This window comes from Amycolatopsis minnesotensis (genome assembly GCF_039529815.1).
GTDB lineage: Bacteria > Actinomycetota > Actinomycetes > Mycobacteriales > Pseudonocardiaceae > Amycolatopsis > Amycolatopsis minnesotensis.
The window spans coordinates 95,921-118,183 of sequence record NZ_BAAANN010000019.1 but is presented as its reverse complement, the minus strand read 5'-3'; the positions used below and the strand labels follow the sequence as shown (position 1 = coordinate 118,183).

20 protein-coding genes are annotated in these 22,263 nt (G+C 70.9%); 10 read left to right on the top strand and 10 right to left on the bottom strand.

The features are described 5' to 3' along the window. Window positions 1-120: 120 nt before the first annotated feature. Complete coding sequence (locus ABD256_RS23910) at window positions 121-759, bottom strand: HAD family hydrolase (RefSeq protein WP_344422891.1); 639 nt, start codon at window positions 757-759, stop codon at window positions 121-123. A 141-nt stretch (window positions 760-900) separates the two neighbouring features. On the opposite strand from ABD256_RS23910, the gene ABD256_RS23905 reads away from it, so the two are divergent. The 4 genes from ABD256_RS23905 (at window position 901) to ABD256_RS23890 (ending at window position 5,862) form a co-directional block, all read left to right on the top strand. Continuing rightward, window positions 901-1,374 (top strand): MarR family winged helix-turn-helix transcriptional regulator, encoded by a 474-nt coding sequence (locus ABD256_RS23905; RefSeq protein WP_344422888.1) that lies wholly within the window; start codon window positions 901-903, stop codon window positions 1,372-1,374. After that, window positions 1,361-2,587, top strand: coding sequence for an MFS transporter (locus ABD256_RS23900; RefSeq protein WP_344422885.1), 1,227 nt, complete (start codon window positions 1,361-1,363; stop codon window positions 2,585-2,587). The genes ABD256_RS23905 and ABD256_RS23900 overlap by 14 nt, the downstream gene beginning before the upstream one ends. Window positions 2,588-2,614: 27 nt before the next feature. After that, window positions 2,615-3,508: an alpha/beta fold hydrolase gene (locus ABD256_RS23895; RefSeq protein ID WP_344422882.1), complete on the top strand. Its 894-nt coding sequence runs from the start codon at window positions 2,615-2,617 to the stop codon at window positions 3,506-3,508. A gap of 254 nt (window positions 3,509-3,762) precedes the next feature. Then, window positions 3,763-5,862 (top strand): PhoX family protein, encoded by a 2,100-nt coding sequence (locus tag ABD256_RS23890; RefSeq protein WP_344422879.1) that lies wholly within the window; start codon window positions 3,763-3,765, stop codon window positions 5,860-5,862. 96 nt (window positions 5,863-5,958) lie between these two features. Here ABD256_RS23890 and ABD256_RS23885 read toward each other — a convergent pair whose 3' ends face one another. After that, entirely contained in the window at window positions 5,959-7,224 is a 1,266-nt protein-coding gene (locus ABD256_RS23885; RefSeq protein ID WP_425546512.1) for an MFS transporter, read from the bottom strand. Between the two features lie 117 nt (window positions 7,225-7,341). Between ABD256_RS23885 and ABD256_RS23880 the strand changes: the two genes are divergently transcribed. Further along, window positions 7,342-8,028, top strand: coding sequence for an SDR family oxidoreductase (locus tag ABD256_RS23880; protein WP_344422872.1), 687 nt, complete (start codon window positions 7,342-7,344; stop codon window positions 8,026-8,028). A 31-nt stretch (window positions 8,029-8,059) separates the two neighbouring features. Next, on the top strand, window positions 8,060-8,575 hold the full coding sequence (locus tag ABD256_RS23875; RefSeq protein WP_344422869.1) for a hypothetical protein: 516 nt from the start codon (window positions 8,060-8,062) through the stop codon (window positions 8,573-8,575). Window positions 8,576-8,870: 295 nt separating this feature from the next. Here ABD256_RS23875 and ABD256_RS23870 read toward each other — a convergent pair whose 3' ends face one another. The 3 genes from ABD256_RS23870 to ABD256_RS23860 form a co-directional block, all read right to left on the bottom strand. Further along, on the bottom strand, window positions 8,871-10,187 hold the full coding sequence (locus ABD256_RS23870; RefSeq protein WP_344422866.1) for an amidohydrolase family protein: 1,317 nt from the start codon (window positions 10,185-10,187) through the stop codon (window positions 8,871-8,873). Window positions 10,188-10,198: 11 nt separating this feature from the next. Continuing rightward, window positions 10,199-10,867: a response regulator gene (locus ABD256_RS23865; protein ID WP_344422863.1), complete on the bottom strand. Its 669-nt coding sequence runs from the start codon at window positions 10,865-10,867 to the stop codon at window positions 10,199-10,201. 83 nt (window positions 10,868-10,950) lie between these two features. Then, window positions 10,951-12,720 (bottom strand): sensor histidine kinase, encoded by a 1,770-nt coding sequence (locus ABD256_RS23860; RefSeq protein ID WP_344422860.1) that lies wholly within the window; start codon window positions 12,718-12,720, stop codon window positions 10,951-10,953. Window positions 12,721-12,931: 211 nt separating this feature from the next. On the opposite strand from ABD256_RS23860, the gene ABD256_RS23855 reads away from it, so the two are divergent. Together ABD256_RS23855 and ABD256_RS23850 are read left to right on the top strand one after the other, a co-directional pair. Continuing rightward, on the top strand, window positions 12,932-13,609 hold the full coding sequence (locus ABD256_RS23855; protein ID WP_344422857.1) for an ABC transporter ATP-binding protein: 678 nt from the start codon (window positions 12,932-12,934) through the stop codon (window positions 13,607-13,609). Next, the gene (locus tag ABD256_RS23850; RefSeq protein ID WP_344422854.1) at window positions 13,606-15,825 is read left to right on the top strand and encodes an FtsX-like permease family protein; all 2,220 of its coding nucleotides are present in this window, start codon (window positions 13,606-13,608) and stop codon (window positions 15,823-15,825) included. Before ABD256_RS23855 ends, ABD256_RS23850 begins: the two co-directional genes overlap by 4 nt. A gap of 81 nt (window positions 15,826-15,906) precedes the next feature. Here ABD256_RS23850 and trmB read toward each other — a convergent pair whose 3' ends face one another. The 4 genes from trmB to ABD256_RS23830 form a co-directional block, all read right to left on the bottom strand. Continuing rightward, on the bottom strand, window positions 15,907-16,602 hold the full coding sequence (gene trmB, locus ABD256_RS23845; RefSeq protein WP_344422851.1) for a tRNA (guanosine(46)-N7)-methyltransferase TrmB: 696 nt from the start codon (window positions 16,600-16,602) through the stop codon (window positions 15,907-15,909). 41 nt (window positions 16,603-16,643) lie between these two features. Then, on the bottom strand, window positions 16,644-17,225 hold the full coding sequence (locus tag ABD256_RS23840) for a hypothetical protein (protein ID WP_425546507.1): 582 nt from the start codon (window positions 17,223-17,225) through the stop codon (window positions 16,644-16,646). Window positions 17,226-17,555: 330 nt separating this feature from the next. Beyond that, window positions 17,556-18,314 (bottom strand): ABC transporter permease, encoded by a 759-nt coding sequence (locus ABD256_RS23835; RefSeq protein ID WP_344422848.1) that lies wholly within the window; start codon window positions 18,312-18,314, stop codon window positions 17,556-17,558. A 33-nt stretch (window positions 18,315-18,347) separates the two neighbouring features. After that, window positions 18,348-19,292, bottom strand: a complete 945-nt coding sequence (locus ABD256_RS23830) for an ABC transporter ATP-binding protein (RefSeq protein WP_344422845.1) — start codon at window positions 19,290-19,292, stop codon at window positions 18,348-18,350. Window positions 19,293-19,615: 323 nt separating this feature from the next. On the opposite strand from ABD256_RS23830, the gene ABD256_RS23825 reads away from it, so the two are divergent. Both ABD256_RS23825 and ABD256_RS23820 read left to right on the top strand, forming a co-directional pair. Then, window positions 19,616-20,203, top strand: coding sequence for a TetR/AcrR family transcriptional regulator (locus ABD256_RS23825; protein WP_344422842.1), 588 nt, complete (start codon window positions 19,616-19,618; stop codon window positions 20,201-20,203). Further along, window positions 20,200-21,135: an SDR family oxidoreductase gene (locus ABD256_RS23820; RefSeq protein ID WP_344422839.1), complete on the top strand. Its 936-nt coding sequence runs from the start codon at window positions 20,200-20,202 to the stop codon at window positions 21,133-21,135. The genes ABD256_RS23825 and ABD256_RS23820 overlap by 4 nt, the downstream gene beginning before the upstream one ends. 448 nt (window positions 21,136-21,583) lie before the next feature. Here ABD256_RS23820 and ABD256_RS23815 read toward each other — a convergent pair whose 3' ends face one another. After that, window positions 21,584-22,240 carry a response regulator gene (locus ABD256_RS23815; RefSeq protein ID WP_344422836.1) on the bottom strand — a complete coding sequence of 219 codons (657 nt, stop codon included), beginning with the start codon at window positions 22,238-22,240 and terminating at the stop codon, window positions 21,584-21,586. Between the last annotated feature and the right edge of the window lie 23 nt (window positions 22,241-22,263).

Sequence of the window (22,263 nt, the reverse complement as noted above, 5' to 3'; positions counted from 1 at the left end):
GCCGGGCGCTGACGCCACTCTCCCCGCCCTCGCGTAGTCGCGGGGCCGTGCGTGCCCTTGAAGGTGCCCTTCGGGGAATCTGCTGCCGCGAAGGGCATCTTCAGGGCGTTGGAGGAAGGATCAGCCGAGCGCGCTGGGCAGGTCCCGGATGCTCCCGAGGACGTGCGGGACCTGCCACAGCACCGCCGGGTCGGGCGGGAAGTGCGGGTTCGGCACCGCGTAGACGGTCATGCCCGCGGTGAGCGCCGACCGCAGCCCGTTCGTCGAGTCCTCCACCGCGGCGCACCGCGTCGGGTCGACGTCGAGCCGCCGCGCCGCCTCGACGTACACATCGGGCGCCGGTTTCCCCCTCGCGACGAGTTCGCTCGACAGCGCGACCGGCACCAGCGGAGCCAGTTTCGTCGCGTCCAGGAACGCCTCGATCAGCACCGGTGGTGACGAGCTGGCGATCGCCACCGGATACCGCTCGCCGACCGCGCGCACGGTTTCCGCCGCGCCGTCCAGGACGGGCGGCCCTGCCGCGTACCGCCGCGCCATGCGCGAGATGACCACCTCGGCGATTTCGTCCGGGGTGAGCAGCGCGCCCAGCTCTTCGACCAGGTAGCGCGCCCATTCCGGGGTGCTCATCCCCTGCTGCGCCCTGGTCGCCTCGCCGGTCCAGGTGCCGCCGTGCTCGGCGACCACCGCCCGGCGCACCTCGTCCCAGATCTGCTCCGAGTCCACCAGTACGCCGTCGAGGTCGAACACCACCGCATCCATGTCCGCGACGGTAGTGCGCGCCGACGCGCATCGCCGCACCCGCTGATGATCCTTGATCCCCGGCAGCTTCGGCAGCTTCGGCTCGAGCCGGTGTGCGCCGAATTACTTCGCCACCCTAACTAAATATGTTAGCCTGGCTAAGTGAATCGTCGAGCCGCATCGGTCGCCGAACTGGCCCACGAGCTGCGCCCCCTGCTGTTCCGGCTGTACTACGTCGTCCGCAGGCAGACACCCCAGCTCCAGCTCACCCTCACCCAGGGCTCCGTGCTGTCCGAGCTGGTGCGCGGCGGCCCGAGCCGGATGAGCAGGCTCGCCGAGCTGGAAGGCGTCCGGCTCCCGTCGATGACCGACGTGGTGGCCAGGCTCGAACGCCTCGGCATCGTCAAGCGGACGCCCGATCCCGCCGACGGGCGCGCCGTCCTCGTCGCGGTGACGGACGACGGTCTCCGGTTCTACGACGAACTCGTGCTCGCGCGCGAGGAGTTCCTTCGCGAACGCCTCATCGCGCTCGACGAGGAAGACCGCGCGGCGATCGACACCGCGCTACCGGCGCTCCGGAAGCTTCTGGAGCAGAGCACATTGAAGGAGGAACTGATCCGGGATGAGCGGAAGTAACAGCCATCACGGCAGCCTGCTTGACGCGGTCAAGGGACAGCCGAAACAAGTCTGGATCACCGCTTTCGCGGCCGTGATCGCGTTCATGGGCATCGGCCTGGTCGACCCCATCCTGCTCTCGATCGCCAAGGGGCTGGACGCGACGCCGTCACAGGTGACCCTGCTCTTTTCGAGCTACCTCGGCGTGCAGGTGATCGCGATGCTCGTCACCGGTGCCGCGAGCGCGAGGTTCGGCGCCAAGCGGACCGTGCTGGTGGGGCTGACCCTGATCGTCGCGGCGACCGCGCTGTGCTCGGTGGCCGGTTCGATCGAGCAGCTCGTCGGCCTGCGCGCGGTGTGGGGGCTCGGCAACGCGTTCTTCATCGCCACCGCGCTTTCGGTGATCGTCGGCGCGGCGACCGGCGGGCAGGGCGGCGCGATCCTGCTGTACGAGGCCGCGCTCGGTATCGGGCTTTCGGTCGGTCCGCTGCTCGGGGCGTTGCTGGGCAGCATTTCGTGGCGCGGGCCGTTCGTCGGGACGGCGGTGCTGATGCTCGCCGGGCTGGTGCTGTGCGCGGTGTTCCTGAACAGCGACTCGCACCAGAAACGGGATCCGATCCGGCTGCTCGACCCGATCCGCGCGCTCGCGCACCGCGGGCTGCTGCGCACCTCCGTCGCGTCGGCGCTGTACACCGCCGCGTTCTTCACCGTGCTCGCGTGGTCGCCGTTCGTACTGGAGTGGAACGCGATCGCGGTGGGCCTGATCTTCTGCGGCTGGGGCCTGTGCGTGGCGGTGGCGGGCGTGGTGTTCGCGCCGAAGCTCGCCGGCAAGCTCGGCGAGCGGCACGCCGCGGCGCTTTCGGTGTTCGGGTACGCGGTGCTGATGCTGGTGATGGCGGTGCCGAGCAAGCCGGTGCTGGTCGTCGCGATCGTGGTCAGCGGCCTCGTTTCCGGGCTGCTCAACACGTTGTTCACCGGGACCGCGATGTCCATTTCGGACGCTCCGCGCCCGGTGGCGAGCGCGGGCTACAACTTCTGCCGCTGGCTCGGCGGCGCGGTCGCGGCGACTCTGGTCGGGCACGTCGCCGAATGGCTCGGCTCGCCGCAGTCGCCGTTCGTCGTGTCCGCCGTGCTGTGCGTGATCGCCGGTGGGCTGTTGTCGTTGCGGGAGCGCAAGCCCGATGCGCACACGGTGCCCGCCGAAGCCGCGCTGGTCGGCGGCGAGGAGTTCTGAGCCCGCCGGGCGTGACAAGATCACGGTATGGTTTTTCCTTACCCGGCACGGATTTCGACGCCAGTGCTCGACGTGGCGTACGAGTGGGCCGGTGACCTGGGCGGTGTCCCGGTCGTCCTGCTCCACGGATTCCCGTACGACGTGCGGACGTTCGACGAAGTCGCCCCGATCCTCGCGGGTCGGGGCGCTTACGTGCTCGCCCCGTACCTGCGCGGCTTCGGCTCGACGCGCTTTCTCGACGACACCACGATCCGCTCCGGCCAGCAGGGCGCGCTCGCGCAGGACCTGCTCGACTTCCTGGACGCGCTGAAGATCGAGAAGGCCGTGCTCGCGGGGTACGACTGGGGCGGCAGGGCGGCCTGCATCGCCGCCGCGCTGCACCCCGAGCGCGTCCGCGGGCTCGTCACCGTCGACGGTTACAACGTGCAGAACCTGGCCTACGCCGGCGAACCGGCGCCGCCGGAATGGGAGCGCACGTACTGGTACCAGTACTACTTCCACGCCGAGCGGGGCCGCCGCGGGCTCGACCGCAACCGCGACGAGCTGTGCGAGCTGCTGTGGCGCACCTGGTCGCCGACCTGGGACGGCGTCGCGACCGCGTTCCCGGCGAGCGCGCCGAGCCTGCACAACCCCGATTTCGTCGACGTGGTGATCCACTCCTACCGGCACCGGTACGGCCTCGCGGACGGCGATCCGCGGTACCAGAAGCTCGAGGACCTGCTCGACGGCGAGCCGCCGATCACCGTCCCGTCGGTCGTGCTCGAAAGCGGCGCCGACGGCGTCGGCGGGCCGAGTGCCGCGGAGGACCGCGAGTTCTTCACCGGGCCGTACGAACACCGGTACCTCGACGGGATCGGGCACAACGTCCCGCAGGAGGCCCCGGAAGCGTTCGCGGACGCCGTCGCGAGCTTGCTGGGGTAGGACCATCGACTACGCCGTGCCCGGCCCGCTGACCTGCTGGAGATCTGCTTCCCCGTCCACGACCTCGCCGTGCCCGAAACCCTGATTCGGTGACGCTCCGCGTCCGTGCCGTTTCGACCGGTCCCAGCAGCGGTAACGCGTTCGCATCGGTCCGTCCCGTTCGCCGTCCGTTCACCTCGATGTCCTGATCGGATCGCTTTGGGCACTTACGGTCGCTCGCGTTCCCCTGACCGAGTGACCACCATGGAGGCCGTGTGTCCATCGAGCCCGGGCGGTTGTTGCCCCTGATCGCCCACCCCGGTGGCCGATCCCCCGTCACCTGCGAATACCGCTGCGGCAACGCCTGCGCGCACGAGGCACCGAACCCCTCGGACAACGAGTACTTCGGTGACGTCGTCAAGGACGTCGTGTCCCGCCGCGGCGCGCTGAAGGCGGGCGCCGTGCTCGCCGCGACCGCGGGCGGGTTCGCCGCGCTGTCCGGCACCGCCGCGGCTGCCGAAGCCACCGCCGCGGCTACCGCCGGTCACCACCCGCGCCCCGGTCGTCCGGTCCCCGGCACCGACTTCGATCCCGTGCCGCCGAACAAGTTCGACGCCGTCACGACGCCGCAGGGCTACGGCCAGAGCGTCGTCATCCGCTGGGGCGACGCGGTGGTGCCGGGCGCGCCGAAGTTCGACTTCCGCAACCAGACCGCGGCCGCGCAGGCGAAGCAGTTCGGCTACAACAACGACTTCGTCGGCCTGATCCCGCAGGACCCGCTCGGCATCCGCAACCTGCTGGTGGTGAACCACGAGTACACCACCGAGGTGCACCTGTTCCCCGCCGACCAGTACGACCCGAAGAACCCGACCGAGGAGCAGGCGAAGATCGCCTGGGCCGCGCACGGGCTGTCGGTCGTGCAGACCTTCCGCGACCCGGTGTTCGGCGCGCTGCGCACGGTGCCGAGCCCGCTCAACCGCCGCATCACGCTCGACACCGAGTTCGAGGTGCGCGGGCCCGCGGCGGGGTCGAAGTTCCTGAAGACCTCCGCGGACCCGAGCGGCCGCAAGGTGCGCGGCACGCAGAACAATTGTTCCGGCGGCGTCACGCCGTGGGGCACGGTGCTCTCCGGTGAGGAGAACTTCCACCAGTACTTCGCGAACGCCGACAAGGTCACCGACCCCGGAGACCCTTCAGCGGCCACGCGCCTCAAGCGCTACGCCATCGGCACCGGCGAGAGCACCCGCAAGTGGGAGCGCTTCGACAAGCGCTGGGACGTCGCGCGCGAACCGAACGAGCCGAACCGGTTCGGCTGGGTCGTCGAAATCGACCCGCACGACCCGCATTCGACGCCGATCAAGCACACCGCGCTCGGCCGGTTCAAGCACGAGGCCGCGAACGTGAAGATCACCAAGGACGGCCGCGTCGCGGTGTACTCCGGTGATGACGAGCGCTTCGAGTACATCTACAAGTACGTGTCGAAGGGCAAGTACAAGAAGGGCGACAGCGCGCACGCCCGCCGCCACAACTCGGGCCTGCTCGACGACGGCACGCTCTACGTCGGCAAGTTCACCGGCAACAGCCCCGGCGAGATCGACGGCACCGGCAAGCTCCCCTCGGACGGCGAGTTCGACGGCACCGGCTCGTGGATCCCGCTCGCCAGCGGCGACAAGTCCTTTGTGGACGGATTCAGCGCGGAGGAGGTGTACGTCTTCACCAGGCAGGCCGCGGACAAGGCGGGCGCGACCAAGATGGACCGGCCGGAGGACATCGAGCCGAACCCGGTCAACGGCAGGATCTACGCCGCGCTGACCAACAACACCGACCGCGGCGCCGCGGGCAAGGCCGGTGCCGATGAGCCGAACCCGCGCAACGGCAACAAGAACGGCCACGTCCTGGAATGGGACGAGGACAACGGTGACAGCGCGTCGCTGACGTTCTCGTGGCGGCTGCTGCTCGTGTGCGGCGACCCGAAGACCGCGGACACCTACTTCGGCGGTTTCCCGAAGGAGCAGGTGTCGCCGATCTCGTGCCCGGACAACGTCGCCTTCGACCGCCACGGCAACCTGTGGATCTCCACCGACGGCAACACGCTCGGCGCCAACGACGGCCTGTTCTCGGTGCCCGTCGACGGCCCGGAACGCGGGCACGTCAAGCAGTTCCTGTCGGTGCCGGTCGGCGCGGAGACCTGCGGCCCGGTGGTCACCGACAACCTCGTGCTCGTCGCGGTCCAGCACCCCGGTGAGAACGCGGCCAGTTCGGCGAACCCGACCTCGCACTGGCCGGACGGCGGCACCGCGCAGCCGCGCCCGGCGATCGTTTCGGTGTGGAAGAAGGGATTCTTCGGCCTCGCGGGCCGCATCGGCGTCCGCTAGGTTCGTGCCGCCGATGGCCACGCCCCGCGGCAGGTCCCCCATGCTCTGAAGGTGCCCTTCGGGGCACCACATTCCCTCAAGGGCACCTTCAGGGCATCACGGTTTGTCGAGGAACGCGGTCTTCTTCGGTTTCGCGCCGAGGACGAGCGCGACGACGGCACCCGCGACCATGCAGGCGCCGACGACCCACAAACCGGTGCGCTGGCTCCCGGTGAGATCGCGCAGCCACCCGGTGACGTACGGCGCGGCGAACCCGCTGATGTTGCCGAGCGAGTTGATCAGCGCGATCCCGCCCGCCGCGGCGGCGCCGGAGAGGAAGTTCGACGGCAGCGCCCAGAACGTCGGCAGTGCGGCGCACACGCCCACCGCGCACACGGTGACCGCGACCATCGCGGCGTACGGGTTGCCGAGGTACAGCGCGACCGGGATGGCGAACCCGCCGAGCAGCATCGGCAGCGCCACGTGCCACTTCCGCTCGCCGGTGCGGTCGCCGTGGCGGGCCCAGAGCACCATCACCACGGCGCCGACGACGTACGGGATCGCGGTGACCAGGCCCGCCTGCGTCGTGCTGAGCTTCGACCCGAACTGCTGCGAGAAGCCGGAAATGATGGTGGGCAGGAAGAACCCGAGCGCGTAGAGCCCGTAGGCGATGCCGAAGTAGACGAACGCCAGCCCGAGGATCCGCGGGTGCGTCAGCGCCTTCCGCAGCGGCCAGTGGTGCTCGGCCTCGGTCGCCTTCCGCTCGGCCTCCAGTTCGTTCGTGAGCCAGGTGCGTTCTTCGGCGGTGAGCCACTTGGCCTTTTCGGGGCGGTCGGTCAGGTAGAACCAGGTGACGACCGCGAGCAGGATCGCGGGCACGCCCTCGACCAGGAACATGAACCGCCAGCCGGAGAGCCCGAACACGCCGCCGCCGTGCGCGATCAGCAGGCTCGACACCGTCGACCCGACCGCGGAGGACACCGGCACCGCGGCCATGAACAGCGCGACCGCCTTCGCGCGCTGCGAGGCCGGGAACCAGTAGGTCAGGTACAGGATGATGCCGGGGAAGAAACCGGCCTCGGCGACGCCGAGCAGGAACCGCAGGATGATCAGCGTCGTCGGGTTCGGCACGAACGCCATCACGGTGGCGACGATCCCCCAGGTGATCATGATCCTGGCCAGCCAGCGGCGCGCGCCGAAGCGGTGCAGCGCCAGGTTGCTCGGCACCTCCAGCACCAGGTAGCCGAGGAAGAACACCCCGGAGGCGAAGCCGAACGCGGTCGCGGTGAGCCCCAGCTCGGAGTTCATCCCGTTGGGGCCGGCGAACCCGATGTTCACCCGGTCCAGGTAGTTGACGAAGTACAGCAGGCCGAGGAACGGCATGATGCGCAGCGCCACCTTGCCGAGGACGCGGTTGCCGGGTTCGATCTTCGCGGAGGTCACAGCGGGGATCTCACGCCGCGACGGTCGCCGAGTCAAGGGGGATCTACGGTGGGTCGTATGACGGACACCCCGACCGCACTGGTCACCGGCGCGTCGCGCGGCATCGGCGCCGCGGTCGCGCACGCGCTGGAGCCGACCCATCGCGTACTGCTCGGCGGCCGCGACGCGAGCGCACTCGAACGGCTCGCGGCCGATCTGCCCGGCACCGAGCCGTGGCCGGTCGACCTGACCGACGCCGAAGCGCTGCGCGCGGCGACCGCGGACATCGGCGAGCTGGACGTGCTGGTGCACTGCGCCGGCGTCGCGGACCTCGGCACCGTCGAGGCGGCCGACGCGTCGGTGTGGCGCCGGAACTTCGAGGTCAACCTGCTCGCCGTGGTCGAGCTGACCCGGCACCTCCTGCCCGCGCTGCGCGCCGCGGGCGGGCACGTGGTGCTCGTCAACTCCGGGCAGGGCCTCGCCGCACGGGAAGGCTGGGGCCCGTACGCGGCGAGCAAGTTCGGGCTGCGCGCGTTCGCCGACGTGCTGCGCGCCGAAGAGCCGAAGCTGCGCGTCACGTCGATCTTCCCCGGGCGCACCGACACCGAGATGCAGCAGGCCGTGATCGCGGGCGAGGGCAAGGACTACGCGCCCGAGCAGTACCTGCGGCCGGACTCGGTGGCCACCGCGGTGGTCACCGCCGTCTCCGCGACGCCGGACGCGCACCTGACCGAGCTCGTGCTGCGCCCGGTACCGCGCGCTTGACGGTGCCCGGTTTGCGCTAGCTTCTGTCGGTGTGACCGTTCAGGGCCGTGATCCGGCAGACAGGCCCAAGGTGTTGCGCTGGTTCGTGCTGGCGATCTTCTTCGGCGGCGTCGCGCTGATCGGGTTCCTGGTGACCTCCACCGCGGTGCTCGGCGCGAAGGCGCTCGGCTCGGACTGGTCGCCGATCGACGCGGACCTTTCGATGGAGTTCGACGAGGGTGACCGGATCGCGCTGCGCTCCTACACCGACGACCTGTTCGGCTGCACGCTGACGCCGCCGTCGGGGCCGCCGAAGACCTACCGGGTCTACGGTCATTCGGCCGCCGAGCGCGGTAGCGGCAGCACCACGAACGACCGCGCCTGGTTCACCGGTACCGCGAAGCTGCACTGCGACCGGCCTGCCGAGGTCCGCGATCCCGGCAGCTTCACCAGGGACGACCTGCTGCTCGGCGTGACGCAGGGCGCGGTCGGCGGCGGCGCGCTGTGCCTGCTGGCCGGGTTCGTGCAGCTCTACCGCCGGACCAGGGTGCCGAAGCCGCCCGAGTAGGCCAGTTTCGGACATCGCCCACTCGCCAGCGGATCATCTGGTTATCTGTGGCCGTACCGGGGTTCGGTTACGCCGCTCCTCGACGAACGCTGGAGGACAGCAGAGGAAACCGGGGAAGATCGCCGCCGGTGCGGCACCGGCGCTCGCCGCCGCGGGCGGCATGGCGATGACGGGCACGGCTTCGGCCGCGCCCGCCGCGCCGATCGGCGCCCTTCGGGGAATCTGATGCCGCGATCTCGCCTTTCGCGGCGCGCAACATGGCGACGCTGATGCCCGGAAGGTCTCCGTCGCGGCGTCAGACGCGCAGCCGTGCCGCCGCTTCGGCGGCACTCGCCTGGACCTTCGCCCTGTCCACGCGCAGCGATTCGCCCTCGCCGACGACCTGCTCGCCCGCGACCCACACGTCGCGGACCCGGCGCGAACCCGCCGCCCACACCAGGTTCTGCAGGAGCTGGCCGTCCGGCACGCCGAGGCCGGTGGCGAACGCCGGGTCGTCGGTGTCGACGTGCACCAGATCGGCCCACCGCCCCGCTTCCAGCGCGCCGATATCGTCGCGGCCGAGCGCCTCCGCGCCGCCGCGGGTGGCCATCAGCAGCGCCGCGCCCGCCCCGAGCACGGTGGAGTCCTTTGTGGACAGCCGGGCGAACATCGCGGCGAGCTGCACCTCTTCCCACAGGTCGAGGTCGTCGTTGCTGGCGGGGCCGTCGGTGCCGAGCCCGACCGCCACCGAGGCCGCGCGCATCTCGGGCAGCCTTGCGATCCCGGAGGCGAGCTTCGCGTTCGAGCCGGGGCAGTGCGCGACACCAGTGCCGCGCGCGGCGAACAGCTCGATGTCCTCCGTGGACAGATGGACGGCGTGCGCGGCGATCGTGCGGCCGGCCAGCATGCCGACCTCGTCCAGCAGGCGCGGCACCGAACCGTGCTCCGCGCGCTGCTTCTCGTCCTCCGCGGCGGCTTCCGCGACGTGGATCTGCACCAGCGCGCCCCGCGCGGCCGCGGCTTCCGAGATGGCGCGCAACGCCTCCGGCGCGAGCATGTACGCCGAATGCGGGCCGTAGCCGACTTCCACCCGGTCGCCCGGCCCGAACCGCAGCCCGTCGGTGTCGATCCAGCGGCTGATGCCGTCGAGCATCGTGCGCCAGTCCATCCCCGGCAGGTCCATCATCGGCGGGGCGAGCAGCACCCGCCCGCCGGTGGTGAGCACCGCGTCCGCGAGCTGCTCGGAATCGAAGTACATCTCGGCGCTCGTGGTCACGCCGTGCCGCAGCATTTCGACCGAGCCGAGCAGCATGCCCGCGCGGATGTCCTCCGGCCGCAGCTTCGCTTCGGCGGGCCAGATGATCTCCTGCAGCCAGCGCAGCAGCGGCAGCTCGCCGCCCATCCCGCGCAGCAGCGTCATCGGGCTGTGCGCGTGCGAGTTCACCAGTCCCGGCAGCAGGATCCCGCTGAGATCGGTGACGAGCACGCCGTCGTCTTCGGGTGCCGTCGCGGCGGGCCCGCAGTACGAGATGCGGCCCGTCTCGTCGATGTCCACGACCGCGTCACGGAGCACCGAGCAGGTCGGATCGGCTGGCAGGACGACGGGAGCGCGCAGGCGGCGGCGGAAGGTCATAACCGAGCATTCTATGGAGCGTCGGTGTCGTCCATGAGTCCGGATCGCCAAGCCCAGGCGGCGGTTTCCACCCGGTTGCGGGCACCGATCTTGCCCTGCACCGAAGCGAGGTGCGTCTTCACCGTGGACAGCGACAGGTACAGCTCCTCGCCGATCTCGGTGTTCGTCAGCCCGCGCGCCGCGGACCTGACGACGTCCAGCTCGCGCGCGGTCAGCGGATCGGCCGGCTGCTCGACGGCGCGGCGGGCCGGCTTGCCTTCGAAGTGCTTCAGCAGGCGCACGGTGATCTGCGGCGAAACGAGCGCGTCACCGCGGACGGCGGCGCGGACCGCTTCGATCAGCAGCGCGGGCCCCGCGTCCTTCAGCAGGAAGCCGCTCGCGCCATTGCGCAGTGCGGTGTGCACGTACTCGTCGAGGTCGAACGTGGTCACCACGACGACCTTCAGCGGATCGGTGACGTCCGGGCCCGCGAGCTGACGGGCGACCTCCAGCCCGTCGAGGCCGGGCATGCGGATGTCGAGCAGGCACACGTCGGGCCGCAGCTCGCGTGCTTTGCCGACCGCCGTGATCCCGTCCGCGACGTCCGCGACCACCTCGATGTCGTCCTGCGCGGCCAGGATCATGCGGAACCCCATCCGCACCATTTCCTGGTCGTCGGCGATCAGCACCCGGATCGTCATTCTTCTCCTTGCTCGTCGCTGACTCCGCTGGGAAACGCACGTCGTCAGTGCTTGTCGCTGACTCCGCTGGGAAACGCACGTCGTCAGGCCAGCGGCAGCCACGCCTCCACGCGCCAGCCGCCGTTCGGTGCCGGTCCGGCGTCGAGCCTGCCGTGCAGCAGTTCGACCCGTTCGCGCATGCCGATGAGACCGTATCCGCCGCTGCCGCCCGCCGGTCGCCGGTCCTCGCCAGGCGTTCGCGCGCGGCCGTCGTCGCGGACCCACAGGTGCAGTTCTTCGCCGGAAAGGTGCGCCAGCACGACGGCTTCCGTCGCGTCCGCGGCGTGCTTGCCGATGTTCGTCAGCGACTCCTGGACCAGCCGGAGCGCCGAGCGCGCCACCTCGTGCGGCACCGGGCTGGGCAGGTCGAGGTCGAGTTCGGTCGGCACCCCGTGGTTCGCCTCGTCGACGAGCTTGCGCAGGTCGGCGGCGAGATCGGTGGTGGCCTGTTCGGTGACGTCGCCGCCGGCCGCCGAGGCGTCCCCGCGCATGCTGCGCACCAGCCGCCGCATCGCGACCAGCGCCTCGGTGCCCGCGTGCTCGATGCGGCCCATCGCCTCGACCGCGACCAGGGGATCCTTCTCCCCCATCAGTTTCGCGGCCTGCGCCTGCACCACGATCCCGGTGACGTGGTGGGCGACCACGTCGTGCAGTTCGCGCGCGAGCGCCATCCGTTCGGAGGTCTGCGCGTCGGTCACCGCGGCCTTCACGACCTGCTTGCGCTCCGAATCGCGCGAGCGCAGGTAGAGCCCGAGCGCCACCGCGATGCCGAGCAGCAGCAGCGCGAACACGAACAGCGAGCGCATCACGTTCGGCTGGAACAGGTGCCGCTCACCGCGGCCGGTCACCGAACCGTTGAGCCCCGCGGCGAGCGCGACCACCACGCTGAGGACCCCGATCAGCGACCACGCGGTGCGCTTGGGCTCGAACCGGACGAGGTTGACCACCACGAGCACGCCCGCGAGCACCTGGGTCACCGGCACCCCGCCGCCGATCAGCATCGTGCTCCGCACGTCCAGCAGCGGCGCGAGGACCGCACTGGCGAGCATCACGCCCGCGAGGATGATCGCCGCGCGCACCGGCTGCCGGTGCGAGAGCATGGCCATCGCCGCGGCGGCCAAGGAGAACAGCAGCAGCGGCACGCCCCGCTGGTTCTCGGAGGTCATCGTCCAGGACACGTCGAGGAACCCGACGAGGCTCAGCGCTCCCGCGATCGGCCAGTGCTCGCGCAGCAGCTCCCCGGTGAGGCCGATCTTCGAGGGTTTCCGCTTGCCCTCCTTGGTCTGCACCCCCACCGCCACGGCGACGACCAGCACCGCGACCCCCGCCACCAGCGAGGTCAGGACGCCCGACGCGGTCAGCGCGGTCGGACGGCGGCCGACGACCGCGATCAGGCACCCGATCACCAGCGACGCACTCGTCGCGAACGCGACGCCGGGCCGCAGGCGCCGCACGGCCAGCATGACGAGTTCGAACCCCGCCACGGTTTCGCTCAGCGTCACGTTCCGCAGCAGCGTCGAATAGGGCAGGTACGGCGAAAACCGGATGAGCGCGCTGGAGAGCACCAGCACCGCCGCGCCCGCGACCGCCGCGACCGCGGGCCGCCGTCTCGCCCACAGCGCGCACGCGACCATCCCGATGACCCCCGGCAGCACCACGAGGTCGTCCCCGCGGGAGCCAACGTCGTCCAGCGCCGCGGGCACGATGATCAGCAGATCGCACAGTGCCGCGCCGAACAGGGCGATCCCGGGCAGGCCGAGCCACCGGAAGAAGGCGAGCGCCTTCTGCTGAAGGGGTCCTGGGGCGTCCGACACCCCACAACGGTAGAGGAGTGCGACCGGCCCGCACCTTGGCCGCACGGCCCGTTTCCCCTCGGCCGATCGGCCGAGGGGCGCGCGGGTGAGCCTGGCCGTCTGCCCGAAGTGGACACCCCCCGCGCTCCGCGACGCTGATCGCCATCAGCAAAAGCCTTCAGCGAGGAGAAGTCCCGTGCACCCTCAAGGTCCATTCCGGACTCCCGGCCCGATGCACCCGGTGCTGTCGGGCCGCGGACTGGTGAAGCGGTACGGCACCCAGCACGCGCTCGCCGGGATCGACATCGACGTGGCGGCGGGTGACGCGATCGCGATCGTCGGCCCGTCCGGCTCCGGCAAGACGTCGCTGCTGCACGTGCTCGCCGGGATCCTGCGCGCCGACGCGGGTGAGATCCACCTCGGCGGGCAGCGCATCGACCAGCTCGGCGAGAAGAAGCGCAGCGAGCTGCGCCGCACCGAGTTCGGGTTCGTCTTCCAGTCGGGGATGCTCGTCGCCGAGCTGACCGCGGAGGAGAACGTGGCGCTGCCGCTGCTGCTCGGCGGCAGGCAGCGCAAGGAGGCGCTTTCCGCGTCGCGCGAATGGCTCGCCAGGCTCGGCCTCGGCGGCAAGGAGGGCAGGCGGCCGGGTGAGCTGTCCGGCGGCGAGGCGCAGCGCGTCGCGATCGCCCGCGCGCTCACGCACCGGCCGAAGGTGATCTTCGCCGACGAGCCGACCGGCGCGCTGGACACCAGGACCGGCAAGGACACCATGGACGCGCTGCTCGTCGCCGCGAACGACAGCGGCGCCGCGGTGATCGTGGTGACCCACGACCGCGAGCTCGCCGACTCCATGCCGAGGACGGTGGCGATCCGCGACGGTCGCATCGAGCACGCGGTGACCGCGGCATGAACGCGTTCAAGATCGCGTGGCGGGTGCTGCGGGTGGACCGGCGCACCCGCACCTCGGCGATCCTCACCGCCGCCGGGGTCGCGGTCGCGACCGGGCTCGTGCTGCTGCTGGTGGCACTGCCGTTCGCCACCCAGGTCAGGGCGCAGCGCGCGGAATGGCAGCAGGTCGCCGCCACGGGGTCGGCGCAACCGGTGATGCTGATGGACCAGAGCGCGGACTACTCGAACGGGGACAAGATCGTTCGCGTCGACGTCGCCGCGCTCGGCGATCCCGGGTCGGTCGAGCTGCCGCCGGGGGTGCCGCGGGTGCCCGGTCCCGGCGAAGTGGTCGTCTCGCCCGAACTGGGCAAGAAGCTCCAGGCGCTGCCGCCGTCGCAGCTCGGCGACCGGTTCGGCAAACCGGTCGACGCGCTCGGCCAGGACGCGCTGATGTTCCCGGAGCAGCTCGTCGCACTCGTCGGGCACACTCCTGAGCAGATGTCCGCGAAGGCGAACCCGGTGCTGGGCTTCAGCGACCGGCAAGCCAGCCCGGACCCGATGCTGCAGCTGCTCGCGGGTGTCGGGGTGGTCGTGCTGCTGGTGCCGAGCCTGGTGCTGGTCGCGTCGTCGGCGAGGCTGACCGCCGCGCGCCGGGAACGACGGCTCGCCGCGCTCCGGCTCGCGGGCGGCACCCCCGGCCAGGTGGCCGGGATGGTCGCCGCGGAAACCGCGCTGAGTTCCGCGGTCGGCGCACTGGCCGGGCTCGCGGTCAGCCCGGCGCTGGCCGGGCTCGCCACGTTCGTGCCGTGGGACGGCGGTACCTGGCAGGCGACGGACTTCACCCTGCCGCCGGTGCTGACCGCGGTGCTGGTGGTGGCGATCCCGGCGCTCGTGGTGCTGGCCGGGGTGCTCGGCCTGCGCCGGGTGCTGAGCACGCCGCTCGGGGCGGTCGCTTCGCACACGCCGAAGAAGCCGCACTGGTGGCGGTTGCTGGCGCTGCCGGCGGCCGGGGCGTTCTTCGCCTTCGCGGTGTCCAGTTCGGGTCCGGGTTCGGGGCCGATGGTGGTGCTGTTCGGGCTCGCGCTGGTGGTCGGCTCGGCCGCGGTGATCGGGCCGTGGGTGACCGCCGCGGTGGGCGGCACCTTCGTCCGCTCGTGGCGGCGGCCTGCCGGGCTGCTCGCCGGGCGCCGTCTCCGTGACGACCCGAAGGGCGCGTACCGGGCATCCGCGGGGGTGGTGCTCGCCGTGTTCGCCGGGTCGCTGGCGCTGACGATCATGCCGAGCCTCGAATCCCTCGCGGGCGGCGGGCGCTCGTTCCAGGATTCCGTGCTCTACGTCGAAACCGACGCCGCGCACGCGGCACAGGTCGCCGAGCAGGCGAACGGGAACCTCACCCGCTACGGCCAGGGGGCGCGTGCGGTCGGGGTCCCCAGCGTCACGCTGAACAACCCGACGGGCGGGACCCAGTCGGCGCTCGTGCTTTCGTGCGCCGACGCGCAGGCGCTCACCCGGTTCCAGCTCGGTACCTGCGACCGCGGTCCCACGGTCTACAGCGACTACGCCGTCGACGCGGGCACCCTGCGGATCGCCAGCGCCAGCGACGAGAAGGGGCTGCCGCTGGCCGCGGGAACCCACGCCGCGGTGATGTCGCACCAGGACAAGAACCTGAGCGGATCGGCGGTGGTGGACCCCGGCGCGGTGCCGGCCGGGTTCCAGCCGGAGCGGGTGACGGTCGCGGTGCCCACCACGCCGGAGAACCGCGAGGTGGTGCGGACCGCGCTGAGCGGCGCGGCCGCGGGTGACCAGGTGCAGAGCCGGGAGCTCAAGCTCGACGGCCAGCAGAACGAGCTCGGCGACCTGCGCCGGGTGACGGTGATCGGGCTGGTCGCGGCCGGGCTGCTCGCGGGGGCGAGCGCGGCGGTCGCGACGGCGGGGTCGGTGATGGACCGCCGCCGCACGTTCGGGGCGCTGATGGCGGCGGGGACACCGGTCAGGGTGCTGTCACGGGCGCTGCGGATGGAGGCCGCGCTGCCCGCGATGGTCGCCACTATCGGCGCGGGGGTGGTCGGCGTCCTGGTCGGGCTCGGGTTGTTCAGCGTGGTCGACCCCAGGTCGATCGTCCTCAGCCCCTGGCTGGCGGCGCCGATCGTGCTCGGGATCGGGGTCGCCGTGCTGGCCGCGTCGGTGTGCACGCCCGCGTTGAAACGGGTGCAGGCGGAGCCGCTCGGCGACGAGTGAGGAACGCGGGGGCGCGTTCCGAACAAGAAGAAGCACCGGGGTCGTCCTTTCGTCGGGGGAAGGACGACCCCGGTGCTTCTTCTACACCCGCTTGAACATCAGATCCCTGCTGACGCGGCCTTCCACCTCGGCGCGGTTCTCGAACTTCGTCACCGGCCGCCATTCCGGCCGCGGCGCCCAGGTCTCGTACCGGTTTTCGAGCGCGGGCTCCGCCGTGCACACCTCGAGCATCTGGTCCGCGTACTCCGCCCAGTCCGTCGCCAGGTGCAGCGTCGCGCCCGGCGCCAGCCGCGACGCGAGCAGCGCGACGAACGACGGCTGCACGAGCCGCCGCTTGTGGTGCTTCTTCTTCGGCCACGGATCGGGGAAGAAGATCCGCGCGCCGGCGAGCGAATCGGCGGCGACGTGCTCGGTGAGCAGGATGACCGCGTCCCCGTTGATCATGCGGAGGTTCGTCACCCCGAGCTTCTCGGCGCGCAGCATGAGCTGCCCGAGCCCCGGTTCGTAGACCTCGACCGCGACGTAGTTCAGCTCCGGCGCGTCGGCGGCGAGCTGCGAGGTGGTTTCCCCCATCCCGGAGCCGATTTCCAGCAGCACCGGTGCGTCGCGGGAGAACCAGGCGGCGAAGTCGATCGGGCCCGCGGGCAGGTCGGCGACCTTCCTGCCCAGCTCGGGCCAGTGCTCGTCCCACGCGCGCTGCTGCCCGACCGTCATCCGGCCGCCGCGCTGCACGTAACTGACCACGCTGCGCATGCGCGGCTGCCGCTCGCTCTGCAAGGTGCTCCACTCCTGCTCACGCCATGTTCGGACGTAGCAGGTTAACGCACCGCTTCGAACTCCCCGAGCCGTGCGCGCAGTCCGGCCAGCCCGGCGACCGCGATCGGCTCGGGGGTGGTGCCGCTGTGCGCGGGCAGCACGTCGATCCAGCCGGCGTGCCGGTCGGTGTTGAGCACCGTGGTCGGGATGGCGTGCCCGGCGGCGCCGCGCTCGGACGGCATGAACTCCCAGTAGCCGGATTCGCCGTCGGCGGCCCACGGCACGTACTCCCAGCCGGGACGCCTGCCGAGCAGCTGCCCGATCCGGTCTTCGACGCGGAAGCCGTCTTCACGGGAGCCGAGGCGGCCGGACGCGAGCGCGCGCAGCCACCACGGCGACGGCACCGGGTCGGAGCCGCCGCTGACCGAGCGGAACAGCGCCAGCACGTGGTCCTCGGATGCGCGGTGCACCCACGCGCGCCGGATCTCGGCCGGCTTGGTGGCCGAGGAGGCGATCCTCGGCAGTTCGATGGCCTGGGACCATTCCAGGCCCGCCAGTGGTTCGAGGCGTGGTGCGGAGCCGCGCGCGGCGGGAATGGTCGCGGGGCCAGGACTGTCCACACCTTGACCGGTGTCCACCGTCAAGGGTCACCTCCGTCGGAGCTGCTTGCCGGGTTGCTTCCATAGCACCTGGTCAACGACGGTCTGTCCGCTCCTCGTGAGGGACGCCACAGCGTCTTAACGTGGTCTTAACCCGCCGCCGTGAGGTAGTGCGCGTCCCGTTATGTCGTGTTGATCTCTTCGTTTGTTACTCACAGGCGAAAACTTCTGGCGAAACCGGGCCGGGGCATGACGAAGGGCCCGGGTCGCCCCCCGACTTGGCGACCCGGGCCCTTCCTCTCCCCTTGCTCCGGTCGCTGCCGCGTCCCCCGACTCGGCCGCCGCCCGGTTTTCCCTGTGGTTGGTCCGGTGTGGTTACGCGTCCCGCTTCCTGGTGACGGTGATCGCGATCGCGAGCATCACGAAGGCGAAGGCGGCGAAGTAGGCCAGTGCCCACCAGGTGCCGAGCGACGAGGTCGACAGCGGCGGGCCGTCCAGCACGGCACCCCGGTTCGAGCCGTCCCCGGTGAGGAACCTGTTGGCCACGTTGAACGGCAGCCACTTGTAGATGTCGTCGCCGACGTTCGGGATGAGCCGGATCAGGTTCTCCACCGCGAGCCCGTAGATCATCAGCAGTGCGATGGCGCCGGCGCTGTGCCGGACCAGCAGCCCGACCGCGATCGCGACCACGGCGGCAAGCGCGTAGACCAGCCCGACCCCGGTCACGTTGATCCAGTCGGCCGAGCTGTTGAGCGCGAAGTCGGCCGACGGCTTCAGCAGGTTCGCGATGCCCCACGAGCCGAACGCCGAGATCTCGCCGATGACCAGCACGAGCAGCGCGACCACGGCGGTCTTGGCGAGCAGCGCGGCGGCGCGGTTGGGGATGGCCTGGAAGGTGGTCCGCATGGTGCCGAAGCGGTATTCGGTGGTCACCGACAGCGCGGCGAGCACCATGATCACCGGGAGGCCGAACTGGTAGCCGAACTGCGTGGCGGCGACCGAGCCGCCGCCCGCGTCCGTGGTGCCGGTGATCAGGGCGGCGAACCCGATGGTCACCGCGAGGGTCAGCAGCGCGCACCACCACGGCGACCGGGTCGTGAACAGCTTGATGCGTTCGGTAGCGAGCAGAGTCATGGGTCTTCCCGAATCCTCGAAGAGTGGTGGTGGCTACTTGACGGCGGTTTCGAGCACTTGTTCCGCCTCGATTTCGAGGCCGGTGTGGTATTCGACGGAATCGCCGGTGATCTGCATGAAGGCCTGCTCCAGCGAGCCGGTCTGCGGTGCCAGCTCGTGCAGCACGATGCCGTTGCCCGCGGCCAGTTCGCCGATCTTCTCACTGTCCATTCCGGACACGATGAGGGAGCCGTCCTCACCGGGGGCGATGCGGGCGCTCGCCTGCTCCAGCGCGCCGCGGAGCTGCGGGAGCTGGGGGCTGCGCACCTTGACGGTGTTCTCCGCCGCGCGCGCCACGAAGTCCTTCGTGGAGCTTTGCGAGATGAGCCGGCCCTTGCCGATCACGACGAGCTGGCTCGCGGTGAGCGCCATCTCCGAGAGCAGGTGGCTCGACACGAACACCGTGCGCCCCTCGTCGGCGAGCCGGTGCATGAACTTCCTGATCCAGAGGATGCCCTCCGGGTCGAGCCCGTTGACCGGCTCGTCGAACAGGAGCACCTCCGGGTCGCCGAGCAGCGCGGCGGCGATCCCGAGCCGCTGCGACATGCCGAGCGAGAAGCCGCCTGCCCGCTTGCCCGCGACGCTGGTCAGCCCGACGGTCTCGAGCACCTCGTCGACGCGGCTCGACGGCAACCGGTTGGACCTCGCCATCCAGGCGAGGTGCGCCCGCGCGGACCGGTTGGGGTGCACCCACTTCGCGTCGAGCAGGGCGCCGACGGTGCGCAGCGGGTCCTTCAGCTCGTGGTAGGACTTGCCGCCGATCGTCACCCGCCCCGAGCTGGGGTTGTCGAGGCCGAGGATCATCCGCATGGTGGTGGACTTCCCCGCCCCGTTCGGCCCGAGGAAGCCGGTCACCTGGCCGGACTCGACGGTGAACGAAAGGTTGCTCACCGCCAGCGTCTTGCCGTACCGCTTGGTGAGGCTGGTCGCCTCGATCATGGCTCCTCCTGGCTGTGCTGCCCGTGGTCGCTCGGTGTCGTGATGACTCACAGTGGTCCGGGCGCGGTGTGTCTCCCTGCCCCGCCTCCCGGGCCTTGCGCGTTCGTGCTGGTCGCGTCGCCAACCCCCGCTGGCGGCAGTACCCATCTTGTCGAGCCGGACGGCCACTCCGCGTCATACCGAGGGCCGAACTTCTCACCCGACTTGAGTAGTAGCTTCGCGGGTCCGATCGCGCAGCGCGATCGGTGATGACCCTGACCCGACCCTGAACCATCCCCGGGGTGCGCTTGCGACCATTAATGAACAGTGGTTCAATAATCGGTGTGGCGAGGCCGAGGGGGATCAGCGATCAGCGTCTGCTCGATGCCGCGGCCGCGGTCACCGGCCGGGTCGGTCCCGGGTTCACGCTCGCGCAGGTGGCCGCGGCGGCCGGGGTCGCGGTCGGCACGGTGTCGAACCGGTTCGGGTCGAAGCTGGGCCTGCTGAAGGCGTTGAGCCGCAGCACCACCGAACGCGTGGTCGCGATGATGCGGGACGACGCGGAGCGGGCGGCGGATCCGGTGACGGGCCTGCGGACGTCCGCGGTGAGCGTCTTTTCCTGGCTCGGCGACGCCGAGGAGGCCGCGAACCACCTCGGCCAGCTCGGCGTCGACATCGGGGATCCCGAGCTGCGGGAACTGCTCGGCGAGCACTTCTCCGCGATCGAGGCCGAGCTGCGGCGGCAGCTCCGCACGGCGGACCTGCCCAGCGCGCCGTCACCGGAGCGCGCGGCGCGGGTGCTGGTCGCGGTGGTCAACGGGATTTCACTGGACTGGTCCATCCGGCCGTCCGGTCCGCTGGCGGATCGGCTGGCCGAGGACATCGACGCGGTGCTGGACGGCTGGCGCCGCGAAAGGAGCGGGAGCACGTGAACTCACTTGCGGGGAAGATCGCGGTCGTCACCGGGGCGACCCGCGGCTGCGGCAGGGCGATCGCGGTGGAGCTGGGGCGCGCGGGCGCGACCGTGTACGTCACCGGCCGCACCACGAGGACGACGTCGTCGCCGATGAACCGCGCGGAAACCATCGAGGACACCGCGGATCTGGTGGACGCGGCGGGCGGCACGGGGGTGGCGGTCCGGTGCGACTTCACCTCGGTGTCCGATGTGGACGCTCTGCGCGCGAAGATCGAAGCCGAGGCCGGCCGGATCGACGTACTGGTCGACGACGTCTGGGGCGGTGACCCGCTCGTCGACTTCGACTCCGCGGGGAGCCCGCTCTCCCGGTACTGGGGGTCCAGTTTGGACAACGCACTCCTGTTGGTGCACAACGCCTTGGACACCCACCTCATCGCGCTGCACCGCCTGCTCCCGCTCGTGGTGAAGCAGGAGGGCGGCCTGGTGCTCGAAGTGACCGACGGCGACAACGACGACTACGTCGGCGCCGGGATCCCCTACTACCTGGCGAAGTGCGGGGTGCGCGCGATCGGCAGGGCGCTCGGCGCCGAGCTGGCGAAGGACAACTGCACCGGGATGACCGTCACCCCGGGCTTCCTCCGCTCGGAGATGATGCTCGACACCTTCGGCGTCACCGAGGAAACCTGGCGCGACGCCGTCGGCACGACCGCGCCGGTCGACTTCGCGATCTCGGAGACCCCGGCCTACCTCGGCCGCGGCGTGGCCGCACTGGCCATGGACGAGAAGGTGTCGCGTTTCGCGGGCAGAACGCTCGCGTCGTGGACGCTCATGCACGAGTACGACCTCACCGACGCCGACGGCTCGAAGCCCGACTTCGGCCGCTGGATGGCCGAGGTCCGCGACGCGGGCTTGGACCCGGAAGCGGTCGACCACGCCGAGTTCCGCTGACCGCAAGCGTCGTTTCCGCCGGGCCGCGTGTCACCGGAAGTCCCTGAAGCGCGGCGAACGCGCCCTCATTCCCCGAAGGACGCCTTGAGGGAATCTGACGCCACAATCTCGCCCCTCGCGGCGCCCGGCATGGTGCTGCCGATGCCTTGAAGGACGCCTTCGCGGCGTCAGATTCCCTCAAGGACGCCTTCGCGGCGTCTGACGCCGCGAAGGTCGAGATTGCGGCGCTGGATGCCCCGAAGGTGACCTTCAGGGACCACGCAGGGGAATCGCCGCCTCGTGCGGCGAACTGCTCGCGGATGGGTGTCCCCTGACGGCACCGGATGCCGTGAAGGCCACCACGGCGGCACCCGGACCCTGCCACCTGTGTGCCCCGAAGGTCACCTTCGGGGCATGCCACAAGCCTGCGAGAGCCGAGAAAGCCGTCTCGCGGCGAAGTTCCGCTGTACTAGCCCGCGCCGGGCCTGGCGAGGCCGGTTTCGTAGGCGAGCACCACGGCCTGCACCCGGTCCCGCAGGTCCAGTTTGGACAGGATGCGGCCGACGTGCGTCTTCACCGTCGCCTCGGACAGGAACAGCATCCCCGCGATCTCGATGTTCGACAGGCCCTTCGCGATCAGCACCAGCACCTCGCGCTCGCGATCGGTGAGCGTGTCGAGCACCGCGGCGTCCCGCAGCGGCTGGTTTCCGGCGCCGATGAAGCGGTCCAGCAGCCGTCGCGTCACCGACGGCGACACCACCGCCTCGCCGCCGGCGACCGCCCGCAGCGCCGAGACCAGGTGATCGGGCGGGGTGTCCTTCAGCAGGAACCCGCTCGCCCCGTTCTGCAGCGCCGCGTAGACGTATTCGTCGAGGTCGAACGTGGTCATCACCAGCACGCGCGCGGACCCGGCGTCGACGATCTGCTTCGTCGCCTCCACCCCGTCCAGCACCGGCATGCGCACGTCCATCAGCACCACGTCCGGCCGCAGGTCCGCGGTCAGCCGGATCGCTTCGGCGCCGTCACCTGCCTCGCCGACCACCTCGATGTCGGCCTGCGCGCCGAGCACCATGCGCAGTCCGCCGCGCATCAGCTCCTGGTCGTCGACGACCACCACCGAGATCAAGCCAACCTCCGCCACATCCAGGG